Origin of the sequence: Acetobacter lambici (genome assembly GCF_011516885.1) — a bacterium.
Taxonomy (GTDB): domain Bacteria; phylum Pseudomonadota; class Alphaproteobacteria; order Acetobacterales; family Acetobacteraceae; genus Acetobacter; species Acetobacter lambici.
Genome location: NZ_WOTD01000012.1, coordinates 11,836 through 37,208, shown reverse-complemented (window position 1 = coordinate 37,208; position 25,373 = coordinate 11,836). Strand labels below are relative to the sequence as shown.

Here is a 25,373-nt window from a genome sequence, read left to right as displayed (position 1 = left end):
GTTAACGGGGGCGGGGCGGATAAGATTGCGAATAGTTTACCAACCTTTTGAGGGGCAAATCAAACCCTCTCACGAATAAAAGCAACCAGTTTTTGAAAAAAGCCACTTGGCGCTGCTTCACGGAATTCCACATCGCTGAACGGACGCTCCGCACTGGCCGCCCAGAACAGCAGTCCCGCTGCCGTGGCAAAGCCTGCCGCAGCGGCTGTATCTTCTGGCAGACCTGCAATATTTTTGGGGCGGCCAAGTCGGACCGAGCGCGTAAAGCCGGGGCCGGAATGGCGGCCAACACTGACCGGCACCCCCAGAATACGCTCGGCCAGCGGGCGGATTCCATCCAGTAGGGAGCCGCCACCAGTGAGCACAATGCGACCACTGGCCGCCATGCCAAGGCCCGCGCCATCCAGTTTTTCGCGCACCAGTTCCAGCGTTTCCTCCATACGGGGGCGGATGATGCGGCCAAGCTGGGCGCGGGATATCTGCTCAAAATGCGGCACATCATTGCCCAGCAGTTCCACGGTCAGGATTTCGTCCTCCACATCGGAGGCCAGATCGGCGCTGCCGTACACGGTTTTCAAGCGCTCGGCGTTGTCGAGCGATGTGCCAAGGCCACGGGCAATGTCGCGCGTAACATGCAGCCCCCCCACGCCAATCTGGGCCGTGTGCAGGATCTGCCCTTCACCAAACACCGCGAGCGACGTGGTGCCCCCGCCCATGTCCACAACCGTTGTGCCAAGGTCGCGCTCATCCCTGTCCAGCACGGACAGGCCGGAGGCGAGGGGGGAGGAGACAAGGGCTTCCATGCGTAGTTCCGCACGGCTGAGAACGGTCTCAAGGTTCAGCAGGGCAGTGGTGGCGGCGTCAATGATGTGCAGGCGGGCTTTGAGCGTTTCGCACAGATGCCCCCTTGGGTCAGACACGCCCTCGGTATCATCCACCGTAAAGTCTATGGGCAGGGTGTGAATGACCTCGCGCCCCTGCACGGTGGCCTGTACGCGGCCCTCTGTGACCACACGGCGGATATCCGCCTCTGTTACCACGCGCCCGCCAATGGGCCAGCGGACATTGAACAGGCGGCTGGCCGGATGCCCGCAGGACAGGTTGACTACTACCTTGTCTATGGTGCGTTCGGCCATGTTCTCGGCCTGCGCCACGGTTGCGCGTATGGCGGCCTCGGCCTCCTGCAACTCGGTAATGGCGCCGTTGCGGACACCAGCGGAGCGGCGCCAGCCATAGCCTGCCACGCGTAGCATGCCGTTGGCCTCGCCCTTGCCGATCAGGCAGGTAATTTTGGTCGAACCAATATCCAGCACGGCGCTGTAGCCGTTGCGCCATGTGTGCGGGCGCTTGTTGCGCTCACTGGGCGGGAGAGGGAGTGACCCGTCCCCCCCGCTCATGCGCAGTGTGGAACTGGCCGGGCTATTGGTCCGTTTTTTGTGCAGGCGGTCCGCCAGACTAAGCTCGGGGGAAGCTGGGGAGTGCGCGGTGTCATTCATCTCGGCTTTCCTCCGGTGGGGGGCTGGGGTTGTTTCTGGTCCGGTGTGGGGGGAGGCTCAGGGGGGCGCTCCCTTATGGTCAGCCGGTCTGGCAGGCGCATGTCAATCAGCACCACCGGGCGCTCAAGGAGCTGTGTTGCGGCGTTGATCCGGGCCAGCCGATGAATGGCCGGGGCTTCCTCCCCTTCAGGCAGGAGCACGGTGGCGCCATCCTTCAGGCTCAGGTTCCAGCGGCGGTCGCTCACACGCACGGCAGCGGTAACGTGGGATTTTACGTCCGGTTCCTGCGCCAGTACATCAATCAGGGTTGCGGCGTTTTCGTTCGCGCCATCGCCCACAACAAGGGGCAGTTTGGCAAAGGCTGTGGCGTCCTTGTCGTTCGCGCCCTGATCGGGCACTTTTTGCCCCTGCCGGTCGATCAGAATAAAATGGCCCTGATGCTGCCACACTGCATAGGGGGGGCGTTCGGTAATATGGACGTCAATCTCGCCCGACAGGTGGCGTTCAACGCTCACATGGTCAATGAACGGCAGGGCAGTCAGGTTCTCCCGCGCGCGGGAGACGTTGAAGTTCAGGACCGGGTCGCCCACGGCAATGTTCAGGGCCGCGCGAATGGCGTCCTCACTGGTCAGATTGGCCCCTTCAATCCGGATATTGGTCACGCGCAGGGCGGATGTGCCCAGTATCTTGTCCCGCAAAGGGGCGATCTGCTTTTGCAGGGCAGGCAGTGGCACCGCCAGATAAACCGCAACTCCCGAGCCTGCCAGCAGCACAAGCCCTATGGCGGGCCGCAGCAGGCGTTTTTGGCGCTTAAGGAATAATCCCGTGCGGGAGGGGCGGCTGGCGGGGCGCTTCATTGGCGGCAGGTGGCCTGCTCAACCAGCCAGTGGCACAGTTCGGGGTAGCTTATGCCGCAATAGGCAGCCTGCTCGGGCAGGAGCGATGTTGCGGTCATGCCCGGCTGGGTGTTGACCTCCAGCAGGATCAGGCGCGGAGCAGTAGGGTCTGTATCATCCAGCCGGAAATCCGAGCGTGATGCCCCCGAGCACCCAAGTGCGCCATGGGCGGCCACGGCCACGTCCAGCGCCTGTTGCGCCACATCCGGGGCAATACGGGCTGGCAGTTCGTGGCGTGAGCCACCGGCGTTGTATTTGGCGTCGTAGTCGTAAAAATCGTGCGTAGTGCCGGTGGGGGTAATGTCCGTTACCGTCAGGGCGCGCTCGCCCATTACACCTACGGTAATTTCACGGCCGGGAATAAATTCCTCCACCAGCGCCTGTGGGCCAAAGGTCCATTCGCGCACAATGCGCGCACGGACATTGGTGCCGGGCCGTACGATGGACACCCCAACCGATGACCCCTCGCTAACGGGTTTGACCACATAGGGCGTGGGCAGGGGGTCACCGGCCTCAAGCTCGGCAATATCAATCACCCGGCCTTCGGCCACCGGCAGATCGGCGGATATAAAAGCAGCACGGGCGGCGGCCTTGTTCATGGCGGTGGCGGAGGCCCGCACGCCCGAATGGGTGTAGGTAAGGCCCATCCAGTCCAGAATGCCCTGAATACAGCCATCCTCGCCAAAGCGGCCATGGAGTGCGTTGAACACCACATCGGGCTTTTGCGCGCCCAGTTGGGCTACCAGCGCGCCAAGGTCCGCCCCCGCGTCCAGCGTGCTGACCGTATGGCCCAGACTGCGCAGGGCCTCAGCCACTCCCTGCCCGGAGGACAGGCTGACCGTACGCTCGGAGGACATGCCGCCCATAAGCACGGTTATCCGTTTGGGAGTGCTCATGCGGGGGTTCCTTGTGTGCGGCCCAGACGTTTGATCTCCCAGTGCAGGTGGACACCGGAATGCTGGGCAACGCGGTGGCGTACGTCGTCCCCCAGTGCTTCCAGATCATGGGCGGTGGCGTGACCGAGGTTGATCAGGAAGTTACAGTGTTTTTCGCTCACCTGCGCATCGCCCCGGCGCAGGCCACGGCAGCCCGCCTGATCGATCAGTTCCCACGCCTTGCGGGTGGAAACCTCGGGCTCGGGGTTGCAGAAGGTGGAGCCCCCCGTGCGTGCGCGCACAGGCTGGGACTGCTCGCGCGCTGTGCGGATGTCGGCAATGCGCGCGGCAATTTCCGCCGGGCTGGCCGGGCTGGCTCGCAGGCGCGCACGCACGACCATGGCCCCTTCGGGCAGGCCGGAACGGCGGTAGCCAAAACGCAGGGCGGCGTTGCCAAGGCGCAGCATGTTGCCATCACGCGTTACAATGTCCGCCCAGTCCAGCACACTGGCAATGTCGGCCCCATAAGCGCCCGCGTTCATGCGCACAGCGCCTCCAATGGAGCCGGGAATGCCAGCTAAAAACTCCAACCCGGCAAGCCCCGCCTGTGCGGCGTTTTCGGCCACGGTTGCGTCCAGGCAGGCGCTGCCAACAACCACGCCATCGGTTTCTACCGCAATATCGGCAAAGCCACGGGCCATGCGCACGACAATGCCGTCCAGCCCGCCATCACGGATGATCACGTTGGAGCATGCTCCCAGCGCGATAACCGGGAGTTCGGGCGAGAGTTGGGCCAGCATACCCGCCAGATCATCCGCATCTTTGGGCTGGAACAGCCATTCCGCCGGGCCACCCACGCGGAACCACGTGCGCGCACCCAACGGCGCCTGCGCGGTAACGCGCCCGCGCGTGCCAGCAAAGGCATGGCGCACCATATCGTCCAGCGTGGTTGCAGGGGTGGGGCTCATGCCGCGCTTCCACCTTTCTGTTCAGCCTGTAAGGCGGCAAGCTGGGCGGGCAGGGTCTGCGCCCAGTTGGTAATGGTGCCAGCCCCCAGACACACAACATAGTCGCCCGGTTTGGCAATGGCGTTGATCATTTCCGCCAGATGGTCAGGGCTGGAGAGCGGGACCACCGAGCGGTGCCCGCGTTCGCGCAGGCCCTCAATCAGTTTGTCGCGGCTGGCGTCGGGCAGGGGGTCTTCGCCCGCGGCATACACGTCGGAGACAATCACGGTGTCCGCATCGTTCATGCAGGTGCAAAAATCGGCAAACAGTGTTCTCAGGCGCGAGTAACGGTGCGGCTGCATGACCGCAATAACCCGGCTGGCCCCGGCCTGCCTTGCTGCTTTGAGCACGGCGGCAATTTCCACCGGGTGGTGCCCGTAATCATCAATCACGGTAATACCGCCAGCCTCCCCCGTGCGGGTAAAGCGGCGTTTGACCCCACGGAAGCTGGCAAGACCGGAGCGGATCACATCGTCACTAATGTCCATCTCGGTCGCCACGGCAATGGCGGCAAGGGAGTTCTGCACATTATGCGCGCCCAGCATGGGCAGGCGGAACGGCCCTGCCTTGCGCGTGCGGCGGCTCACACGGTCCGTTAGCGTGACCTCAAACGTAGCGCCCAGCTTGTCAGTTATCACCTTTTCGGCCCGCACATCCGCCTGCGGCGAAAAACCGTAGGTGACAATCCGGTGGTCGGACAGGCGCGGGATCATCTGCTGCACGGCGGGGTGGTCTATGCACAGCACCGCAAAGCCATAGAACGGCACGTTGGAGACAAACTGGTCATAGGCAGCCTCCATGGCCTCGGCCGAACCCCAGTGGTCCAGATGCTCAGGGTCCATGTTGGTCACGACCGAAATGACGGAAGGCAGGCGCAGGAAAGACCCATCGCTCTCATCTGCTTCCACCACCATCCAGTCGCCCTTACCCATGCGGGTATTGGTGCCGTAGGCCTCGATAATGCCGCCGTTGATAACGGTGGGGTCCAGCTTGGCCGCTTCCAGCACGGCGGCCACAAGGCTTGTGGTCGTGGTTTTGCCGTGTGTGCCGCCAATGGCGACCGACCAGCGCAGGCGCATGAGTTCGGCCAGCATTTCCGCCCGGCGCACAACGGGGATCAGCTTGGCGCGCGCGGCCACAACCTCGGGGTTGTCACGCTTGACAGCGGTGGAAATCACCACAACCTGCGCATTGCCCAGATTGGCGGCATCATGCCCGATCGTCACCGGAATGCCCGCGGCCCGCAGGCGTTTGACATTGGCGTTTTCCGCTATGTCCGACCCCTGCACGGAATAGCCCAGCAGGCACAGCACCTCCGCAATGCCGGACATGCCAATGCCGCCAATGCCGACAAAATGGATGGTTCCGATGGAAAGGGGCAGGGCTCTCATGTGCGTGTCTCCGTCTCGTGTGAGGGCGGATGGGCGGGTGAAGGAGAAAGTTGGAGGCATTCTTCTACTATATCAGCCAGACGGAGGGCGGCGTCCGGGCGGGCCAGTGTTGCCGCGGCAGCAGCAGCGCGGGCCAGATCGTCCGGGGCGGTGAAAAGGTCTTGCAGGCGTGCTGCAAGCGTTTGCGCGGTAAAGTCGGGCTGGCGGATCATCCAGCCTGCTCCCACGTCGGTTATGGCGCGGGCGTTTTCGGTCTGCTCATCAGAGGCGGCAATGGGCAAAGGGACCAGCACGGAAGGGCGGCCAGCCGTGGTAATTTCCGCAACAGAGGAGCCACCCGCACGACCAATAACCAGATGGGCCGCGCGCAACAGGTCGGGCACATCGTTAAGGAACGGCTCCACACGGGCTTTGACCCCGATGTTGGCATAGGCCTGACGCACGGTGTCCACATCATCCGCGCGGGCCTGCTGGGTTATGGTCATGCGCGCGCGCAGTTCGGCGGGCAGGCGGGCAATGGCTGCGGGCACCACCTGCGAAAAAATACGCGCCCCCAGCGAGCCACCCCAGACCAGCAGGTTGATGTGTTCTTGCGGAGCAGGCCACGGTTCCCCCGCCAGTGCGGCAATGGCGGGGCGCACGGGCATGCCGGTCAGCACGGTTCTGGCCCCCATGGGCAGCTTGGCAACGGTGGGGAAGGATGTGGCGATCACATCTGCAAAGCGGGAGAGCACGGCATTGGCCTTGCCCAGCACGGCGTTACCTTCGTGAATAATCAGGGCGGGGTGCCTGCGGCCCAGCAGGCGTGCGCCCAGCAGGGGCGGAATGGACGGGTAACCCCCAAAGCCAATCACCGCATCGGGCTGGATGGTGTGCAGGATGCTCCGCGCCTTCCATGCGCTGGCCAGTAGTGTGGCGCCAGCGCGCAGGGCGCGTATGGGACCACGCCCGGCCACACCCGCGCCACGCAGCACAAACTGCGGAGCATTGGCGAACACACCACTCGAACGCTTGCCCGCGCGGGCATCGGTCATCAGCACAATCTGGTGGCCACGTGCGACCAGTGCATCGGCCAGTGCTTCGGCGGGAAAGAAATGACCGCCTGTGCCCCCGGCCGCGATCACAATAGTACGGGACTTCATGCTGACCGCCATTGTCTGAGAGTGGTGATAAAGCCGTTGCCGGGGCGCAGGCCCCCCGGCTGCTGCCGTGTCAGGGCCACCACCATGCCAATAGCCAGAGCAACAGACATGGCCGAAGACCCCCCGTAGGAAATGAATGGCAGCGTCATGCCCTTGGTGGGGATAAGATGCAAGGTCGAAGCCATGTTAACAAACGCCTGAAGCCCAAAACCAGTGAGCAGGCCGGTGGTGGCAATAACCACAAACGGATCATCTTCTCGGATCAGGCGCAGCAGGGTCCGCACCACAATGGCGGCAAAGACGCAGATAATCAGCAGGCAGATGATCAGCCCGTATTCCTCCCCCGCCACGGCAAACACAAAGTCCGCATGGGCATCGGGCAGGAGGTCCTTCACCCGGCCCTCGCCGGGACCACGGCCCATCAATCCGCCATTGCCAAAGGCGCGCAGGGCCGTATCAATCTGGTAATGGTCCCCCACATTGGGGTGCATGAACCGCTCCACGCGGGAGCGCACATGCGGAAAAATAAAGAACGCGGCAATGCCCGCGGCCACCATGCAGGCAAAGCCAAAACCGACAAAGATCAGGTTCAGCCCGTCCACAAATAACTGGACCAGAAAAACGGCGGTAATGACTGTAAGCATGCCAATATCGGGCTGGGACTTGAGTAGTAGCAGAATAAGCCCATACAGCCCGAAGGCTATGAGCATGCCCGGAAAATAGCGCGAAATCCGGCGCTCGGTCAGCAGCCAGCCCGTAACCACGGCAAAGCAGGGTTTAAGGAATTCCGATGGCTGGAGGGACATGAGCGGCAGCGCAATCCAGCGCCGTGCCCCTTTAATTTCGATCCCATGCACCAGCGTGAGCATGGTGGCCCCCAGCATGATTGCCCCCCCCACAAGCGAGAGGCGGAGCACCGTACGGCGCGAGAGCATGGAAACTCCGGTAACAATGCCCCCCGCAACGCTGAGGAACATGACCTGCTTGAAAATGAACATGTTGCGCGATGCGCCAATACGCACAGCAACCGCAGGGCTGGCCGCGAGCATGAGAATGTAGCCAAAGCCGATCAGGATAAAGGTGCAGACCAGCGTTGTCCGGTCCACATTCCGCCACCAGCGGCCAAAAGGCGAATCATCAGTGCGGGAATAACCGGCCATGCGTGTCCTATTGCCCCGTTGTGCTCGTCTGTTGCGCACGTACCGCGTGGGCCAATGCCTGAAAATGCTGCCCGCGTGCCTCAAACCCGGCGTACTGGTCAAAACTCGCACAGGCGGGTGAGAGCAGAATAACGGGTGTTTGGGTCTGTAGCGCAAGACTGTACGCTTGGGGGACCGCTTTTTCCAGTGTGTCCACCACGGTATGGGGCACGTTATGGCGGGCAAGGGTTGCGGCAAGTTCGGCGGCGTCCCGCCCGATTAAAAAGGCATGTTCAATCCGGCCAAAGTAGGGGGCAAGGCTTTCTATCCCGCCTTCCTTGGCCATGCCGCCTGCAATCCACACCAGCCGGTCGTAGCAGCCCAGTGCGCGGGACGTGGCGTCTGCATTGGTGGCTTTGCTGTCATCCACAAAGGCAATGCCGTTGCAGGTTTCCACCAGTTTCTGCCGGTGTGGCAGACCGGCAAAGGAGGCTACAGCCCGTGCCGCCACAGTGTCCGCCACGCCAAGGTGGCGGGCCATGGCCAGTGCGGCTGCCGCGTTCTGGGCATTATGCGCACCGGGCAGGGCTGGCCCCAGTGTGGCCAGCATGGTGCCATTGTGCCAGATCGCGCCGCCCTTGCCGTAATAGCTCGCAGCAGGGTTGGCACCCGAGACGGTGACACAGGGTGTTACGGCTTTGGCTAGTTCTGCCGCAATGGTGGTGCAGTCTGTGTCATCAATGCCAATAACGGCCACATCCTGCGCTGTTTGCCCCCAGAAGATCCGCTGCTTGGCCTGCGCGTATCCCGTCATGCCCGCGTGGCGGTCGAGGTGGTCGGGCGTAAGGTTGAGCAGGCAGGCGGCATCAAACCGCAAGGTGTCCAGGCGTTCGAGCATGTAGGATGACATTTCCAGCACATACACGCCGTTATCGGGGAGCAGGGGCAGGGCAAGGGCTGCTGGGCCAAGGTTGCCGCCTGCGGCTACCGGCAGACCCGCCTGCTCCAGAATATGGGCTAGCAGGGTGGTGGTGGTGGATTTGCCGTTGGTGCCGGTAATGCCCGCAAAGCGCGCCTTGCTGCCCGCAGCCCGGACCGCACAATAAAGCAGTTCCGCATCGGACAGAATGGGCACACCCGCGCTAATGGCCAGTGCGGCAACTGGGTGAACACGGGGCAGGTGGTGCGGAATGCCGGGGGAGAGCACAAGGGCGTCAAACCCCGCCAGATTGTCCAGCGGGGCACAGGTTACGCGGGCGGCTTGGCCGGGGGGCATGTGGCTTAGGGCTTCGGTCAGGCCGAGGCGGCCTGCCTCTCCATCATCCCATGCCTGAACGTGCGCGCCACAGGCGGCCAGAGCCTGCACGGCGCGCAGACCGTTGCGGCCCAAGCCCAGAACGGCAAAACGTTTCACGGTAAACAAGGTGGGGGGGAATGTGCTCATCGTAGTTTCAGCGTGGCCAGACCACACATGCCCAGCACGATGGAGACAATCCAGAACCGGATGACAATTTTTGGCTCGGCCCAGCCTTTCTTTTCAAAGTGGTGGTGAATGGGGGCCATAAGGAACACACGTCGGCCCGTGCGCTTGTACCAGAACACCTGAATAATGACCGAGAGCGTTTCCACCACAAACAGCCCGCCCACAATGCACAGGACCAGTTCGTGCTTGATGGCAACAGCCAGCGAGCCAAGTGCTCCACCAAGGGAGAGGGAACCCGTATCCCCCATGAACACGGCGGCCGGGGGGGCGTTAAACCACAAAAAGCCAAGCCCCGCCCCCACAAGGGCTGCGCAGAACACCGCCAGTTCCCCCGTGCCGGGCACGGCATGCACTTGCAGATAATCGGCAAAAACATGGTTGCCCACAACGTAGGACAGAATGGCAAACACAAGGGCTGCCACCACCACCGGACCAATGGCCAGCCCGTCCAGCCCGTCCGTAAAGTTGACCGCATTGCCAAAGCCCGTAATCACGATCATGGCGAACACGGGGTACAGCAGGCCAAGGGGGAGCAACAGTTCCTTGGCAAAGGGGAAGGCCAGATGGTTGGCCAGTTCAGGCGGCATTAAATACTGCAACCACCCCCCACATATGAGCGATATGGCAAATTCCGACCCCAGCCGGGCGCGTTTGGAAAGCCCGTCCGTATTGCGCCGTGCGAGCTTGCGGTAGTCATCGGCAAAGCCAATAACGCCAAAGCCCAGCGTGGTCAGCAGTACCGCCCATACAAACCCGTTTTCCAGATTACCCCACAGCAGCGTTGCAACCGTGAGCGAAATCAGGATCAGCATGCCCCCCATTGTGGGGGTTCCGGCTTTTTCAATAATATGCCGCTCCGGCCCCACCGCGCGAATGGGCTGGCCGTAGCGCTGGATGCGGCGCAGCATGGTAATGAGCGGCCTGCCCAGCAGCAGGCTTATGCCCAGTGCGGTCATGCACGCACACCCCGCCCGGAAGGAAATATAGCGCAGCAGGTTGAGCAGCGTGATGTGCCCGTCATGCACAGCGTGGGAGACCAGCAGATACAACATTCAGGAAGGCTCCACGGCATTAAGGGTTTGTAGGGCTGTCATCACATCACGCATGCGGCTGCCCAGACTGCCCTTGACCAGCACGGCATCTCCCCCGCGCAGGGCCGCGCAGGCCAGAGGAGCAAGGGAGGCGGCGTTATCCGCCCATGCGCCCTGTCTGGCGGGAGGCAGGGCGTCAAAAAGGGTTTTCATGTAAGGTCCGCAGCAAAAAACAAGGTCGGCCGAGGCGGCTGCCGGTTGGGCAAGGGCCGCATGTTCAACCGTGGAGAATTCCCCCAGTTCGCGCATATCGCCCAGAATGGCAATGCGGCGGGTGGCGGGCAGGTGGTGCAGAACGTCCAGTGCCGCGCGGATGGAGGCGGAGGACGCATTATAACTTTCGTCGAGCAAGGTTATGGTCCCGCCCGCAATGTGGCTGAGTGCGCCACGCCCTTTGCCGGGGGCAAAGTCTTCCAGTGCCGCGGCGGCTCTGGGCAGGTCGGCCCCAAGGGCTGCGCAGGCGGCAAGGGCAGCCAGTGCATTGCGGGCCAGATGCATGCCCGGTGCAGGCACATGGACGTGCAGCGTTGCCCCCGCAATATGGGCCGTAAAATGTGTGCCATCGGCCCCGCTGCGCATGTTGGTCATATGCGCGGTGCTGGCCGGGTTTGCGCCGGTCGTCCACAAGGTGGCGTGGGCCTGTTGTGCTGCGAGGGCAAAAAAAGCCGCGCCATGGGCATCATCAGGGACCACTGCCACGCCATGTGCTGGCAGGGTGGAGATGATGGAGGCTTTTTCCGCAGCAATGGCGTCCAGACTACCCATATGGCCCAGATGGGCTGAGCCTATGGTGGTAATGACCGCCACATCAGGGCGGACCATGCGCGCAAGGGGCAGGATTTCGCCGGGGTGGTTCATGCCAATTTCGCTAATGCAAAAGGCGGCATGACGCGGCAGGCGGGCAAGGGTAAGGGGCACCCCCCAATGGTTGTTGTAGGAGGCCTCGGCCGCATGGGTGGCCCCATTGGCTCCAAGGCACAGGCGGAGCATTTCCTTGGTTGTGGTTTTGCCAACGCTGCCGGTTACGGCCACAACCTTGCCGGTAAACCGTGCCCGTGCGGCCCGTGCAAGCTGTTGCAGGCCCACCATTGTGTCCGCCACCACCAGAACGCGCGGGTCGGATAGCCCGCCAGCCGCATGGACCATGGCGCAGGCTGCCCCTTTGTCCAGTGCTGCCTGCACATGGGTGTGGCCATCGCTCGTATCACCCTTGAGGGCAATAAACAGGTCACCGGGCTGGAGTGTGCGCGTGTCGATGGAAATACCGCTTACCCCGGCATGGGGCGCAGGGCTTTCTGGCGTGTGTTTATCAAATACAGCCTTACCGGGTGTTGTGTGGGCAGCCGTATGCTCTGCGCCAGAGAGGAAGTGGCCAGATGTTGCCTCCGCCAGTTCCGTGCGGGTCCATAAGGTGCTCATGCCTGACCTGCCACGGCGCGAATAACCGCTGCATCATCAAACGGCAGCACGGTTGTGCCTATAATCTGCCCCTGTTCATGGCCTTTGCCTGCCACCACCAGCACATCCTTTGCTCCAAGCATGGACAGGGCCTCTGTTATGGCCTGCCTGCGGTCCCCGATTTCCAGCGCGTCGGGCGCACCCGCGCGGACCTCTGCACGGATTTGCGCGGGGTCTTCCGAGCGGGGGTTATCATCCGTGATTATGGCAATATCAGCGCCATTGGCCGCTGCCTGCGCCATTAAGGGGCGTTTGCCTTTATCCCTGTCGCCGCCAGCACCAAAAACAACCACCAATCGCCCGCTGGCGTGCGGGCGCAGGGAGGACAGCAGCCGGGTCAGCGCATCCGGCGTATGGGCGTAGTCCACATACGCACTGGCCCCATTGGGCAGCACCACGGCCCGTTCCATGCGCCCGCGCACGCCGATCAGGGCGGGCAGCAGGCCCAGCGCGGCAGGTAATGCGGCCTCATCCTGCACGGCAAGGGCCAAGGCCAGCAACGCGTTATCGGCCTGAAAGCGACCGGGCAGGGGGAGCATGACGGTTCTGGTCTGCCCGTTGCAGCTTAGGCTGAGTTCCTGCCCGGCGGGTAAGGCGCGGCAGGCCAGCAGGCGCAATGTGGTGCCGTTGGTGCCTGTTAGCCGTAGGTGCAGGTTACGCGTGCGGGCAATGGCATGCAAGGCGTTCAGGGTTGTTGCGTCCATGTCCGCGTTGGCGGCGGCAATGGCTCCTTTTGGCAAAAGTGTATCAAACAGCCGTAGTTTGGCTGTGCGATAGGCCTCCATGGTGCCGTGGTAGTCCAGATGGTCGCGGGTGAGGTTGGTAAACCCGGCTCCCTGTAAGTGCAGTCCATCCAGCCGCCCCTGCTCCAGCCCGTGGGAGGATGCCTCGAGTGCTGCGTAATGCACGCCCGCGCGCTCAAGGGCTGCCAGACCATTGGCCAATGCAACCGGGTCTGGCGTTGTGAGGGGGGGGAAAGTAACCCCCGTGCCGTCGGCCCCGGTCAACCCCAGCGTGCCAATGCCTGCGGCCCTATGGCCCTGCAAGGCCCATATCTGGCGCATGAAATCGGTTGTGCTGGTCTTGCCGTTTGTGCCGGTCACCGCAACCAGATGAGCCGGTTGCGGGCCAGCCAGCAGGGCGGCCCAAAGGGCCAGCACGTGGCGCGGGTCCGGGCATGTTACAAGGGGGCACTCGGGCACATCTTGCGGCCATGGGGTGCCGGTGGGGGCCAGAATGGCCGCAGCCCCCTGTTGCACGGCTGCTGCAATATAGGCCCGGCCATCAACCCGCGAGCCGGGGAGGGCTGCAAACACAACACCCGGCCCCACCTGCCTGCTATCGGCTGTAATGGCGGTTACATGCGGGTCGGTGCCGATATGGGCATTCAGCTTTAGTGTGTGCAGCAAGGAGGAAAGGGGGGTGCTCATTCGTCCATATTCTCCCCTGCTGTTTTTTTGCGAATAGCCAGTGTATGCGGTCCCGGCTCCAGTGCCTGCCTTGCCGCCTGCTTGGTGGCGCGGTGTTCGGCTTCGAGCTTGCGGGGGTCTCCGGGGTCGTTCCCCGGCCCCAATGGCCGAACCCCACGTGGCACGGCCGGATGCATGGGAATGGCAAGCTGCGCGTCAATCTGGGCGGCATGTTCCACATCAGGAAAAACCTGCAACATGGGACCAATGCGCGAGATCACGCGGGAGACCGTGGGCGCTGCGTTCCACCCTGCCGTGGTCCAGCCGTGGGTCTGGGGTGTGGGCTGGGGGCTGTCGAGCATGATGTACACGGCGTAGCGCGGCGCATTCATGGGGAAAATGCTGGTAAAGGCGGAAATATTGACGTGTTTGAGGTAGCCGCCATGCGGGCCGATTTTTTCCGCCGTCCCGGTTTTGCCTCCCACAAAATACCCTGCCGATTCTGCCGTGCGCCCGGTGCCCTGTGTGACGTCCAGCCGCAAAAGCCTGCGCAGCAGGGCCGAATTGCTTTCGGAAAGAACACGCACACCTTGGGGAGTAATCGGGGCTTCGGGCATGGGTGCTCCCGTTCCCATGCCTGTTGGTGGGGGGGGGAGTGTCTGGCTCAGGGCTGCGTTTTGCACCCCTTGCTGGAACTGCTCTGCGGGGGAGGTATCTGGTTCTGGCGGGTCCGGGTCTTCCTGGTCCAGCAGGGTTGGCGTGACCAGAATGCCGCCGTTAACCGTGGCCGCCGTGCCGCGTACAATGGCGAGTGGCGGTTCGGCCACGCCATGGCCAAAGCCAACCGTCATGGTTGTGGCAAGGCCCCACTGGCGGGGTACAAGCGGACGGGCGGCCTCGGGCAGTTCCACCGGCACGGGGGCAAAAAAGCCCATGCTCCGCAGCCAGTCCGCCTGCCGCTTGCCGCCCACATCAAGCGCAATATGGGCCGCGGCGGGGTTGGAGGAATAGGCCATGACCTCTGGCAGGGACAGCCACGGTGCAAAGTGGTCATTCTTCATGTCCCGTATGGTAAAGCGGCCGATTTTGAGCGGAACGGAGGAAAAACTGTCCCATATATGGATGGTTCCCGTTTCCAGCCCCATGGCGGTGGTTTGCAGCTTGAAGGTTGAACCCGGTTCGTACAGCCCCGTAACCGAGCGGTTGAACCGTTCGTCGTTCGTTGCGTGGGAAAACTCGTTGGCGTCAAAGTCGGGCAGGCTGACCATGGCAATAATTTCGCCGGTGCGCACGTCCATAACAATGCCGCAGGCCCCAATGGCCTGAAATGTGTCCTTGGCGGCGGCCAGTTCGTCCCGCACAGCGGACTGTACCCTAATGTCGAGCGAAAGGCGTAGGGGCTTGCGGTCCACCAGCAGACGTTTGTTAAAAAAACGCTCCACACCGGCAATGCCGTTATCGTCAATATCCACCGCCCCCATAATCTGGGCGGCCATGCGGCCCAGCGGGTAGTGGCGCTGCTCGCCCGGTTCAAAATAAATACCGGGAATGCCAAGGTTGTTAATGGCCAGTTCCTGCTGGGGGGTAATGTTGCGCGCGACGTACACAAACTGCTTGTGGCGGGCCAGCCGCTCGGCGGTTTCTGGCTCGTTCAGGTCATGCAGGACGGATTTGAGCTTCTGCGCAACATCCGCCGGGTCGATCAGTTCCTGCGGGTTGGCGTAAACCTGCGCCACAGGTAGCGACAGGGCGAGTGTCTGCCCGTTGCGGTCCACAATAGAGGCGCGGTGGACCTGCGGCAGGGCGTAGTCCCCCGCCAGACTACCTTTGGGGTCTATTTTGGGAATTTTTGGTACTTGCGGCGCAATCTGGCGCTGCTCGGGCACCATGGGGTGCAGGACCGTGGCAATTGTCAGCTTGATCGCAACGCAGGTAAATAATGCGCAAAACCCGGCGGATACCCACAAAAGCCGCACATGCATCTGTTCCCTGTGCGCACGGGCGCGCAGGTCGTCCCCCGTTACACCGATTGTGCGTGTTGTTTCGGAATCATGGCGTGGCGGGACGACCATATCGTATCAGGAGGACTTTCAGCCAAAACGATCAGTTGGTTACAGGAACGGGCGCGGGCAGGGCATCGGTGCCGCGACTCAGCAGGGACCCGTTCGTATAACCGGAAGTCGCGCGGGCTTCCATATAACCCTCGGTCATTGGGGTTCTGTGCTGGCGAACGGGGTGCCAGCTTGCCGCGGCCACCGGCAGGGGGTGGCGCACAGGGGTTATGTCATCACTGTTCTGGGCCAGACGGCGCGGGGCCATGGCTTCTGCCCGGCTGGCTGCGGCAAGGGTTGCGTGCCGGGTGGTGGCGGTGTCCGCATCATCCGTGCTGGCGGTCGTGGCAAGGCTCTGGCGCACAGCGGGGCGGGAGGCATCGGCCACCTGCACGGGCTGGCGGTGGGTTGCAATGGCTGCGTGCGTAACGGGTGTATCACGCAGGGCAACCGGGGGCTGTAGAGTTGCGGGCGCGACCAGAACACGCGCCGCCGGTGCCGGGCTTTCCATCGCCACAACAGTTGGGTGGGGGCGCACGGTCCGTACGGGCATCGGGCGGGCAACCGCAGGCGTGGCATCTGCCAGAGCAACAGCGCGTTCACGCTCGGGCTGCGGAGGGGGCAGGTGCTGTACGGTATTGGTGGCAACCGCCACGGGGGGCAGTGCGGCGGGTACGGCTTTGCCAGCCTGCGCCACCTGTGCCGGTGCGCTGGACTGGGCCACGGGCACAGGCTCCCTGACCACATCTGGCAGGTGCTGCACCAGATCGGCCATGCGCACGAACTGTGACGGGTCCATGGACTGGAGGTAAGCCGCGTGCTTGACAACAAGAGCCGCCAGCCGTTCGGGCTGGTTTTCCAGCGCCCATTCCGTGCGCAGCATGGCGGTCTGGCCGCGCACGTGCTCGGTTTCGGTCACAATGGCGGAAATCTGCTGGTCCAGCAGGGTTGTCTGGTGCTTCTTTGTATAAAGGAAGAACCCCGATGCAATCGCCAGAACAGCGCAGCAGCATGTGAATGGGCGGGGGATCATGCACTCAATCCTTTAGTCAAGGAAGCGGACGGAGAAGGGCGTTTCATCATGGCGCGCAGGCGGGCACTGCGCGCGCGTGGGTTGGCCCGGCATTCGGTATCGGTCGGACGGATGGCCTTGCTGGTCAGGCCCACAAAAGCAGCCGGTGCGGCAGGTGCGAGTGAGGCACGCGGGTCATGGCGGGAAAAGCTGACATCCTTACCCAGAGCGCGCTGTATGGCGCGCTTGACCAACCGGTCCTCCAGCGAGTGGAAGGACACAACAACAAGCCGCCCACCATCGTTGAGCAAGGTTACGGCCTGTTCCAGCCCGCGTTCGATCTCACCCAGTTCATCATTCACGGCAATGCGCAGGCCCTGAAAGCTGCGGGTGGCGGAATCAATACCCGAGCGGTCCTGTGGCACCACGGCGCGAATGGCCTCTGCCAGTTGCAGTGTGGTGTGGAACGGGGTTTCCGCCCGTGCGGCAACAAGGGTGCGGGCCAGACGGCGGGCGTGCCGTTCCTCGCCATAAAAATGGAAAATATCGGCCAGTTCCGCCTCGGGCGCGGTGTTGATGATATCCGCAGCACTGCGGCCCTGCCGCGCCATGCGCATATCCAGCGGCCCGTCAAAACGGAAAGAGAAGCCACGCTCGGCCTCATCAATCTGGAAGGAGGACACGCCAAGGTCCATGACAATACCGTCAAAACGGGGAGCGTTGGCCTGTGTGGCCAGTTCGGCCATGTGGCCAAAGCTGCCCGCCAGCATGTGCAGGCGTGAGCGGCCTTCCGTTTTTTCCTGTTCCGCGCACAGGGCCTGCCCACGGGCAATGGCGTCGGGGTCGCGGTCTATGGCCCACACGTTGCACGGTGCGGTGTTCAGGATTGCGCAGCTATAGCTGCCGCCCCCAAAGGTGCAGTCCAGAATGGCCTCGCCACTTGCGGGGGCCAGATAATGCAGCACCTCGGCCAGCATAACGGGCACATGCCCGCTGGTGGGGGGTGTTAGGGCGGAGGGAAGTGGGAGCGCGTTCATGGCCTAGTCTTCCCTCTGGCTGTTCTGCGGGGCCGCGGGAATGGTGACACGGCGGGACTTCTGGCGGGCCTCGGCCCGGCGCAGGCGCGCGGCTTCTGGCTCCCAGATCTGAAAAATACGGCCAACACCCATAAATGCGGCCGTTGCGCCATCCTGTAGGCCTGCATGGTCACGCAGGAAGTCGGGCAACATCAGTCGGCCTTCGCGGTCGGGGTCCATGGGGTAGGCATCGGCGTAAATGGCGGCGGCAAGGTCGTCATGCTCGTCGGAAAACATGTCCAGACGGTCCAGTGGCTCGGTCAGGCGGGCAAAGGCCACAGCTGGCCATGCCTCGATGCAGGGCAGCGTATGGGAGGGGCGGAGAATCACCAGCGCGTCGCCTTCCTTTTGCTGTGACTTAAGAACGGAGCGGAACCCAGCAGGAATCGAGACGCGTCCTTTTGCGTCGAATCGATTTTCATGCGTGCCGAGGAAAACACTCACGAAGTTCAGAAGTCCTTTTGAGCCAATGGTTTCTGTTCCGTGGGGAGCGGGGAACATGGGACCGCAACCATTTTTATGGTCTGCCGTGGGATAGCATGGGATAGCATGGGACGCAAATTAAAAGAGAAGAAAAAACAGCAGAAAACCGCCGTTTATAAAGTATTCATACTTCGCTCGAGAGTCGCTGCTATGTATTGATCGAACAGAATCGAACAAGGGAAAGACATTATCTGTTCTTGTTATGTTCTTTTGCAGTAAAAAGGGCATGCAAACGCCCCCACGCGGGATGGGAATAAAGGGGGAATGGGGGAAAATGCCAGACGGTCTGTAAGCCGGGTTCTGTCTAGCCCAAAAGGGCCTGGACGATCATTCCTCTGGGACATGTCTTGCAACATGCCTCACGCGACCAACCCGAACGACGGGGCGGGAGAACCCCCGAAACCCGAAAGTTTCTGCCGTTCCTATTCGGTCTTGCTCCCGGTGGGGTTTGCCGTGCCTCCCCTGTTACCAGCGGAGCGGTGCGCTCTTACCGCACCGTTTCACCCTTACCTTCAGCCCGTCCCATGGTTTCCCATGGCAGGAACCCGGAAGGCGGTCTGTTTTCTGTGGCACTTTCCCTGAGGTCGCCCTCGCCGGCCGTTAACCGGCACCGTTCTTCCCGTGGAGCCCGGACTTTCCTCCATCATGCACAAAAGCGCATAACAGCGACCGTCCGACCGTCTGGCCCGCGCACCCTGCGTTGGCGGCAGGCACAGGTCAAGGGCTTTGTGGTGGAAAAGCGCTCTTGGCAGGAGCAGATAAGAATGCACATCATACGCACATGTCAGATTTTTTGGTTCCCACCTCCGTTTCCACCCCACTTCGGCCTAATCTGCCATCGCGGTTGCTGCTAAGGGGTATTCGCTGGCAGGAGCAGCGCAAAAAGCGCCACGCCAGCCGTCATACGGCCCGGACTGATGAGCACACGGGGGCTGATGAGGTCCGGCCCGCAAGGCAGGCTCCCCCCCATGCGCCTACGCAGCCTGACCCGCAGCAGCATTTTTTGCGCGTGCTGCGTAAGGCCATGGACACTCCATCCTTTCCGCAGCGCCTGTCTTCCCTGCCGTTGCGCAAGGTCGTTACTGTGGAAGTGCCGAGGGCTACGGGGCCGTTAGCCGCGCGACTGTACATTCCGCATGGGCGCGTGCGTGGGGCCGTGCTGTACCTGCATGGGGGTGGCTTTGTGCATTGCGGCCTGAACTCCCACCACGGCATATGCTGCCGCCTTGCGCGGGCAGCGGGGGCTGCGGTGCTCCTGCCCGATTACGCTTTGGCACCCGAAAACCCTTTTCCCGCCGCCGTGGAGGATGCCCACGCGGCATTGGGCTGGCTGGCTGGTGCATCCGTCCGTTACTGGGGTGGGCAGGTGGCGGTTGCGGGGGATAGTGCGGGGGGGAATCTGGCGGCCGTGCTGGCGCAGGATGGGCGGGCGGGCCACTGCCCCAACCCGGCTTTGCAACTGCTGTATTATCCATCACTTTATGGCCGCAATAACCTGCCATCGCAGACCACGTACGAGGAGGGGTATTTTCTCTCCCGCCGGTCCATGGAGTGGTATGCCGCCCAGTATATCCAGCGTGAGGAGGACTGGACGCACCCCCGCTTTGTGCCCGGGCATACGGTTGATCTGGGTGGACTGGCTCCGGCGGTTATTGTTACGGCGGAATGTGACCCCATGCGGGATGAGGGGCAGGCCTATGCATCAGCCCTTAAGGACGCTGGAGTGCCAGTGCTGTACCACTGCTACCCCGGCACCTTGCATGCGTTCCTCAACTTTTATGCACTCATGCCCCACGGCAAGTCGGCATTGCGCCTTGGCGGGCGTGCCCTGCGCAGGGCTTTTGCCACCCGCGCGTAAACAGAGCGCGCGGCGGGTGGCGTGGTGTGGTCAGGGAATGGGGTGGAACAGGCCGGGCGAGCCCTGATCGGAGAGGACAATCCGGTTCATGCGGTCTACCTTGAGGGTGAACAGTTTGTTCAGTTCTCCCTTGGGGGCGGGGCAGGAGCCAGTGCTTTTTTCCATCACGTCAATGCGTGATGCGGTGGGCTGGTCGTTACCGTTCACCACAAACAGCAGGCATTCGGGCTTGTCGTGCGTCATGCCGTTCTGTGTCACCTTCAGGCGCAGGTGCTGGATCAGGGCCGTATCCTCGTACCAGCTCTGGGCCGAAAACGTGTACCGGTCCACCATGCGTTCCAGTATGCCACTTTTTGCCAATACGATCATAAGCAGCGTAAGCGGCAGCACCATGGCCAGCCTGCGCAGCACATGCTGGCGCAGGGTCCGCTGGGCAAACGGGCCGCGCTTTGGCCCCGTGGCGGAGGGCTTGGGGGCAGGGGTTTTGTTGGTATCTGTCATGTCAGCATATCTTCGTGCCACAGGGCGCCGTCACGGGCCAGCAGGGACCGGGTGGAGGCAGGGCCCCAGCTCCCGGCGGGGTAGGGTTCAAGCGGGGTCATGGCATGCCGCCATGAATTAAGGATGGGTTCGATCCACTGCCACGAGGCTTCAACCTCATCGCGGCGGATGAACAGGGCGGGGTCGCCGCGGACCGCGTCCAGCAAAAGCCGTTCGTATGAGTCCTGATACGTGACCGAAAACGCGTTTTCGTACGACATGCCAAGGGTCGCATTGCGCACGCGAAAACCCCCGGCTCCCGGATCACGCACCGCCATGACAAACGAGAGTTCCTCATGCGGGGCAATCCGGATGACCAGCCGCCCCGGGGAGGGCATGTTGGTAAAGATCGGCCAGACCTGCGGGCGGAACTGAATAACAATTTCGGTGGTTTTGGTGGCCAGCCGCTTGCCGGTGCGCAGGTAGAACGGAGTGTGCCCCCAGCGCGCGGTGCGGATTTTGGTGCGGATGGCCACAAAGGTTTCCGTGTTGCTGGCCCGGCCCGTGCCAAGGTCCTCGTTATAGCCGGGCACGTCCTTGCGCTTCATCTCGCCTGCCACGTACTGCCCGCGAATAACGTTGCGGCGTACCATGTCCGGCGTCATGGGGCGCAGGGCGTTCAGCACTTTCAGCTTTTCGTTGCGCAGGTCATCGGAGCCGAGGGAGGCCGGGGCATCCATGGCTACCATGCACAGGACCTGCAACAGGTGGTTCTGCACCATGTCACGCAGAGCACCCGATTCATCGTAGTAGGACCCTCGGCTGCCAACGCCCACGGTTTCGGCCGCCGTGATCTGCACATGGGCTATGGCCTCGGACGACCACAGTTTTTCCAGTGCCGGGTTGGCAAAGCGCAGGGCCAGAATGTTCTGCACCCCTTCTTTTCCCAGATAATGGTCAATACGGTAGATGGACTCTTCGGGGAAAAACTTCCCCACGCCGTGGTTGATGGCGCGTGCGGTTTCCAGATTGATGCCAATGGGTTTTTCCAGCACCACGCGGGAGTGCTGGTTAATCAGGTCATGGTGGGCCAGTGCCTCGCAGAGCGGGGAGTATAGTGCGGGAGCCGTGGCAAGGTAAAACACACGGGGGCGGTCGTTGGCGGCCAGCAGGGTGCGCAGTATCTGCCAGTCCCCGCCGGGTTTGAGCGCATCAAGCGTGATGTAGGTCAGCAGGCCCAGAAAATGGTGCAGGGTCTGCTCGTCCTGCGCGGTCTCGGGCGCGAATTCACGCAGGGCGGCCTCGATCTGTTCACGGAACTGCTCCGTATTCAGCTCAGTGCGGGCAACGCAGATAATCTGGGCGTCATCGCTGAATTCCTGCGCATGGAAGCGGCGCAAAAAAGCAGGGAGCAGCTTGCGGCGCGACAGGTCGCCCGTTGCGCCAAAAATAACAAAATCAAAAGGTCCCGTGTGATTGACAAGAGCCATGGAAAAAACATTCCCGCAGGGGTGGTTGGCAGGGCCGCCGTCAATAAAGGCGTTTGCAGGCGCAGGCACGCCACAACGCACAAAGGCTGCTCCGCTTATGGAAGGCTCAGGACGTGTTTGCAAGGGCTAGAATGGTGTGTGATCATTGACCACATGCACGCGGCACGATAAGCCCGCGCCTTTGGCTAGCAGCAGGATACGGGTTTTGTTCGCCCGGATTCATGGGCCTGAGATACGATGCGCAACTAAAGGGAGCCGAACATGGATGGCGAACAAGAAGACGCAGCAGTAGGCGGCATTGCCGCAGACCGTCTGAGAAGCATTATCGAACGGGTTGAACGGCTCGAGGAAGAGCGCAAGGCGCTAGCTGGCGATATCAAGGACATTTTTACCGAGGCCAAATCGGCCGGGTTTGATGTTAAGGTCATCCGCCAGATTATTCGCCTGCGCAAACAGGAGCCTTCGGAAGTGGAAGAGCAGGAAACCCTGCTGGACATCTACCGCCGTGCTCTGGGCATGTAAGATCATCCGCGCAGGCGCAACACAAGGTCGGGACGGCTTTTGATGATGACATTGTCTTTTCCCGAATGGGTACCGCTATGGGGCCAGTTGCTGGTTTTGGCGGTTGGCATTGTGTTCGGGCTTGCGTTTATGATGATGCCTTTTGCTGTTTTTGGCGTCAAAAGCAGGCTGGCTGAACTCTCCCTCCAGTTGGAGGAACTTCAGGCGGAAATGCGCTCGCGCGCCATGCAGGGCAGTGCGGCCCCCGCCGGGTACGCACAGAGTGCAGCGGAAGCCCCGCTCCCCTTTGCCCGCCGTGCAGCGAGCGAGGACAGGCCCGTGGTGGAGGAGGTACGCCCCCCCGTGGTGGAAAAACCATCCACCCCACGGAGCATGCCCGTTTTTGCCGAACTGCGGGCCCCAAGGGTGTCGGATGCATACGAGGCAAGGCAGGAAGCCCCCCCCGCTCCACATATGGATGCCGACCCCTACAAGCCCCCCCCGGCCAAACGCATGCCCTGGCATGAGGAAGAGGACGAACAGCCCGTAACCGGGGCTGAAATCCTGCGCCGCCAAAGAGCGCCAGACGCTAATCAGGAGGCCTACAGGCCCGATTTTTCACGCGATGGGGGTGGACAACCCCGCTCACCCGTATCCGATGCGCGGTATGATGATCATACTGGCCGTTCGGAGCCGGTGTTGCATTTTCCCTCCCGCAACAAGCCATAACGTTAGGTGTTGCGGGGGTAGCCCATGGGTGCCTGAGCCTGCTGGCTCAGAGCATCACAAGGTCATCACGATGGATGATCTCGTCGCGGCCCTGCCAGCCCAGAATGCTGGCTGTCTCGCTGGAATGGTGCCCGGCTATGCGGCGTGCGTCATCCGCATCGTAGGATGCAAGGCCGTGGGCGAGTATGCGCCCGCTGGAATCCACCACCTCCACCAGATCACCCTGCGTAAAGCTGCCCTGCACATGCAGAACGCCTGCGGGCAGTAACGAGCCGCCCTTGCGCAGGGCTTCTACGGCCCCGGCATCCACCGTGATTTCACCCGTGGGGTTCAGGCTGCCAGCAATCCATTGCTTGCGGCCCGTATGCCCATTGCTCTGGGGCAAAAACCACGAGCAGCGTGCCCCATCCATAAGGGCTTGCAGCGGGTGCATGGTTTTGCCAATGGCAATGGCCATGGCACAGCCCGAGCGTGTGGCAATATTGGCCGCCAGCAGCTTGGTGCGCATGCCGCCCGAGGAATAACCCGGTGGGGGTTCACCCCCCATGGCTTCAACCTCGGGTGTCAGGCTCTCAATTATCGGCAGGTGTTGTGCGTTGGGGTTGGTGCGTGGGTCGGCGGTGTATAACCCGTCAATATCGGACAGCAGCACAAGCTGGTCCGCGTCGGTCATCTGCGCAACGCGGGCGGCAAGGCGGTCGTTATCCCCAAAGCGGATCTCGGCCGTGGCAATGGTGTCGTTCTCGTTAATAACCGGAACACACCCCAGTTCCAGCAGGGTGTTCAGGGTGGCGCGGGCGTTCAGGTAGCGCTTGCGGTCTTCCGTATCCTCGGGGGTGAGCAGCAGTTGGGCCGCAGTCAGCCCGTGGGCGGACAGGGCATGGCTCCATGCCTGTGCAAGGCTGATCTGGCCCACAGCGGCCGCAGCCTGCTTTTCTGCCAGCCGTAGGGGGCCACCTGTCAGGCCCAGCGTGTGCCGTGCAAGTGCAATGGCCCCGGAGGAGACAACGCTGACCGCCACACCCTGTTTGCGCAAAACGGCTATATCCGCCGCAACGCTTGCCAGCCACTCCTGCCGTGGGGCGGCTTTTTGCGGGTCCACAACCAGAGCGCTGCCGATTTTGATAACCAGCCTTTTTGCACGCAGGAGAGAAGGGTGGGGACTGTCTGTGGTCATGGGCTCATCCGTTGGGGGGATGCTCCCCCCTCCAGCTATGGCATTGCGGAATGATGGATCAGGATTTGGCCTGCGCGTCCTTGCGGGCGGCTGTTACCGTGTCCTGCAAAAGGCGTAGCAGTTCGGGCACGCCCTGTCTTGTTACAGCCGAGATCAGGAGTACAGGAGCGCCGCTGGCTTTCTGTAGGGCCGCACGGCGGGCCGATGCCTCACGCGGGGTCATGGCATCGGTTTTGTTCAGGGCAATAATTTCCGGCTTTTCGGCCAGACCGCCACCATAGGCTGCCAGTTCGTGGCGGATGGTGCGCCATGTATCCACCACGCTGCCTGCCGCGCCATCAATCAGGTGCAGCAGCACGGCGCAACGTTCCACATGGCCCAAAAAGCGGTCGCCCAGCCCCGTCCCCTCATGCGCGCCTTCAATCAGCCCCGGAATGTCTGCCACCACAAACTCTTCAGTCATGGACAGGCGTACAACCCCCAACTGGGGATGCAGGGTGGTAAAGGGGTAGTCGGCAATTTTGGGGCGGGCGGCAGAGACAACGGACAAAAAGGTGGATTTGCCAGCATTGGGCAGGCCCACAAGTCCCACATCCGCAATTAGTTTAAGGCGCAACCATACCCAGCGTTCCTCGCCCGGCCAGCCTTTGTCCGAGCGGCGGGGGGCGCGGTTGGTGCTGCTTTTGTAATTGGCGTTGCCGTAGCCGCCATCGCCACCACGGCACAGGGTTACGCGCTTGCCTGCCTCGTCCAGATCGGCCAGCAGGGTCTCGCGGTCATCATCCATGATCTGGGTGCCAATAGGCACCTTGATGACAACGGCGGGGGAGGCGGCCCCCGTACGGTCGGAGCCTGCGCCATTGCCGCCCTTGCGGGCGCGAAAATGCTGCGTGTAACGAAAATCGATCAGCGTGTTCAGGTTGGGAACAGCCTCGAAAATAATGTCGCCCCCACGCCCGCCATTGCCGCCATCGGGGCCGCCGAATTCGATGTATTTTTCCCGACGGAAGGCTGTCACACCATCTCCACCGTCGCCTGAGCGAACGTAGATTTTAGCCTGGTCTAGAAACTTCATGACATACCTTCCGCCCCGGAACACGAAAAAGGGCCGAACCTTCCGGCCCGGCCC

Annotated in this window: 22 protein-coding genes and 1 other RNA gene; 3 read left to right on the top strand and 20 right to left on the bottom strand. The window is 62.3% G+C overall.

Annotated features, from left to right (window positions below; all coding sequences use genetic code 11):
• Window positions 1–59: 59 nt before the first annotated feature.
• The 16 genes from ftsA to rnpB form a co-directional block, all read right to left on the bottom strand.
• Window positions 60–1,496: a cell division protein FtsA gene (gene ftsA / locus GOB86_RS07675; RefSeq protein WP_165991769.1), complete on the bottom strand. Its 1,437-nt coding sequence runs from the start codon at window positions 1,494–1,496 to the stop codon at window positions 60–62.
• A complete protein-coding gene (locus GOB86_RS07670) occupies window positions 1,493–2,353 on the bottom strand; it encodes a cell division protein FtsQ/DivIB (RefSeq protein WP_165991768.1) in 861 nt (286 codons plus the stop codon). Before GOB86_RS07670 ends, ftsA begins: the two co-directional genes overlap by 4 nt.
• Entirely contained in the window at window positions 2,350–3,288 is a 939-nt protein-coding gene (locus tag GOB86_RS07665) for a D-alanine--D-alanine ligase (RefSeq protein ID WP_165991767.1), read from the bottom strand. Before GOB86_RS07665 ends, GOB86_RS07670 begins: the two co-directional genes overlap by 4 nt.
• Window positions 3,285–4,235, bottom strand: a complete 951-nt coding sequence (gene murB, locus GOB86_RS07660; protein WP_165991766.1) for a UDP-N-acetylmuramate dehydrogenase — start codon at window positions 4,233–4,235, stop codon at window positions 3,285–3,287. The genes GOB86_RS07665 and murB overlap by 4 nt, the downstream gene beginning before the upstream one ends.
• Complete coding sequence (gene murC / locus GOB86_RS07655; RefSeq protein WP_165991765.1) at window positions 4,232–5,665, bottom strand: UDP-N-acetylmuramate--L-alanine ligase; 1,434 nt, start codon at window positions 5,663–5,665, stop codon at window positions 4,232–4,234. Before murC ends, murB begins: the two co-directional genes overlap by 4 nt.
• Window positions 5,662–6,807 (bottom strand): undecaprenyldiphospho-muramoylpentapeptide beta-N-acetylglucosaminyltransferase, encoded by a 1,146-nt coding sequence (gene murG / locus GOB86_RS07650; RefSeq protein WP_165991764.1) that lies wholly within the window; start codon window positions 6,805–6,807, stop codon window positions 5,662–5,664. The genes murC and murG overlap by 4 nt, the downstream gene beginning before the upstream one ends.
• Window positions 6,804–7,967 carry an FtsW/RodA/SpoVE family cell cycle protein gene (locus tag GOB86_RS07645; RefSeq protein WP_165991763.1) on the bottom strand — a complete coding sequence of 388 codons (1,164 nt, stop codon included), beginning with the start codon at window positions 7,965–7,967 and terminating at the stop codon, window positions 6,804–6,806. Before GOB86_RS07645 ends, murG begins: the two co-directional genes overlap by 4 nt.
• Before the next feature lie 7 nt (window positions 7,968–7,974).
• Window positions 7,975–9,390 carry a UDP-N-acetylmuramoyl-L-alanine--D-glutamate ligase gene (murD, locus tag GOB86_RS07640; protein ID WP_165991762.1) on the bottom strand — a complete coding sequence of 472 codons (1,416 nt, stop codon included), beginning with the start codon at window positions 9,388–9,390 and terminating at the stop codon, window positions 7,975–7,977.
• Window positions 9,387–10,481, bottom strand: coding sequence for a phospho-N-acetylmuramoyl-pentapeptide-transferase (mraY, locus tag GOB86_RS07635; protein WP_165991761.1), 1,095 nt, complete (start codon window positions 10,479–10,481; stop codon window positions 9,387–9,389). Before mraY ends, murD begins: the two co-directional genes overlap by 4 nt.
• Window positions 10,482–11,939 carry a UDP-N-acetylmuramoyl-tripeptide--D-alanyl-D-alanine ligase gene (locus GOB86_RS07630; protein WP_165991760.1) on the bottom strand — a complete coding sequence of 486 codons (1,458 nt, stop codon included), beginning with the start codon at window positions 11,937–11,939 and terminating at the stop codon, window positions 10,482–10,484. It abuts the gene before it with no gap.
• The gene (locus GOB86_RS07625) at window positions 11,936–13,408 is read right to left on the bottom strand and encodes a UDP-N-acetylmuramoyl-L-alanyl-D-glutamate--2,6-diaminopimelate ligase (protein WP_165991759.1); all 1,473 of its coding nucleotides are present in this window, start codon (window positions 13,406–13,408) and stop codon (window positions 11,936–11,938) included. The genes GOB86_RS07630 and GOB86_RS07625 overlap by 4 nt, the downstream gene beginning before the upstream one ends.
• On the bottom strand, window positions 13,405–15,459 hold the full coding sequence (locus GOB86_RS07620) for a peptidoglycan D,D-transpeptidase FtsI family protein (RefSeq protein ID WP_165991758.1): 2,055 nt from the start codon (window positions 15,457–15,459) through the stop codon (window positions 13,405–13,407). Before GOB86_RS07620 ends, GOB86_RS07625 begins: the two co-directional genes overlap by 4 nt.
• 31 nt (window positions 15,460–15,490) lie before the next feature.
• Complete coding sequence (gene ftsL, locus GOB86_RS07615) at window positions 15,491–16,471, bottom strand: cell division protein FtsL (RefSeq protein WP_165991757.1); 981 nt, start codon at window positions 16,469–16,471, stop codon at window positions 15,491–15,493.
• Window positions 16,468–17,487 carry a 16S rRNA (cytosine(1402)-N(4))-methyltransferase RsmH gene (gene rsmH / locus GOB86_RS07610; protein ID WP_165991756.1) on the bottom strand — a complete coding sequence of 340 codons (1,020 nt, stop codon included), beginning with the start codon at window positions 17,485–17,487 and terminating at the stop codon, window positions 16,468–16,470. The genes ftsL and rsmH overlap by 4 nt, the downstream gene beginning before the upstream one ends.
• Window positions 17,488–17,490: 3 nt before the next feature.
• Complete coding sequence (gene mraZ / locus GOB86_RS07605; RefSeq protein ID WP_165991755.1) at window positions 17,491–17,970, bottom strand: division/cell wall cluster transcriptional repressor MraZ; 480 nt, start codon at window positions 17,968–17,970, stop codon at window positions 17,491–17,493.
• 312 nt (window positions 17,971–18,282) lie between these two features.
• Window positions 18,283–18,694: RNase P RNA component class A (gene rnpB, locus GOB86_RS07600), an RNA gene on the bottom strand.
• A 96-nt stretch (window positions 18,695–18,790) separates the two neighbouring features.
• Here rnpB and GOB86_RS07595 point away from each other — a divergent pair.
• Window positions 18,791–19,867, top strand: coding sequence for an alpha/beta hydrolase (locus GOB86_RS07595; RefSeq protein ID WP_165991754.1), 1,077 nt, complete (start codon window positions 18,791–18,793; stop codon window positions 19,865–19,867).
• A gap of 30 nt (window positions 19,868–19,897) precedes the next feature.
• On the opposite strand, the gene GOB86_RS07590 is transcribed toward GOB86_RS07595, so the two are convergent.
• Window positions 19,898–20,368: a hypothetical protein gene (locus GOB86_RS07590; protein WP_165991753.1), complete on the bottom strand. Its 471-nt coding sequence runs from the start codon at window positions 20,366–20,368 to the stop codon at window positions 19,898–19,900.
• Window positions 20,365–21,837, bottom strand: coding sequence for a glucose-6-phosphate dehydrogenase (gene zwf / locus GOB86_RS07585; RefSeq protein WP_165991752.1), 1,473 nt, complete (start codon window positions 21,835–21,837; stop codon window positions 20,365–20,367). Before zwf ends, GOB86_RS07590 begins: the two co-directional genes overlap by 4 nt.
• Before the next feature lie 261 nt (window positions 21,838–22,098).
• On the opposite strand from zwf, the gene GOB86_RS07580 reads away from it, so the two are divergent.
• Both GOB86_RS07580 and GOB86_RS07575 read left to right on the top strand, forming a co-directional pair.
• On the top strand, window positions 22,099–22,359 hold the full coding sequence (locus GOB86_RS07580; protein WP_059024266.1) for a DUF2312 domain-containing protein: 261 nt from the start codon (window positions 22,099–22,101) through the stop codon (window positions 22,357–22,359).
• A gap of 42 nt (window positions 22,360–22,401) precedes the next feature.
• Entirely contained in the window at window positions 22,402–23,067 is a 666-nt protein-coding gene (locus tag GOB86_RS07575) for a hypothetical protein (RefSeq protein WP_165991751.1), read from the top strand.
• A 46-nt stretch (window positions 23,068–23,113) separates the two neighbouring features.
• Here the strand turns inward: GOB86_RS07575 and proB are convergent, their stop codons facing one another.
• Window positions 23,114–24,244 (bottom strand): glutamate 5-kinase, encoded by a 1,131-nt coding sequence (gene proB, locus GOB86_RS07570; protein WP_165991750.1) that lies wholly within the window; start codon window positions 24,242–24,244, stop codon window positions 23,114–23,116.
• A gap of 58 nt (window positions 24,245–24,302) precedes the next feature.
• Complete coding sequence (gene obgE / locus GOB86_RS07565) at window positions 24,303–25,319, bottom strand: GTPase ObgE (protein ID WP_165991749.1); 1,017 nt, start codon at window positions 25,317–25,319, stop codon at window positions 24,303–24,305.
• Window positions 25,320–25,373: the final 54 nt, after the last annotated feature.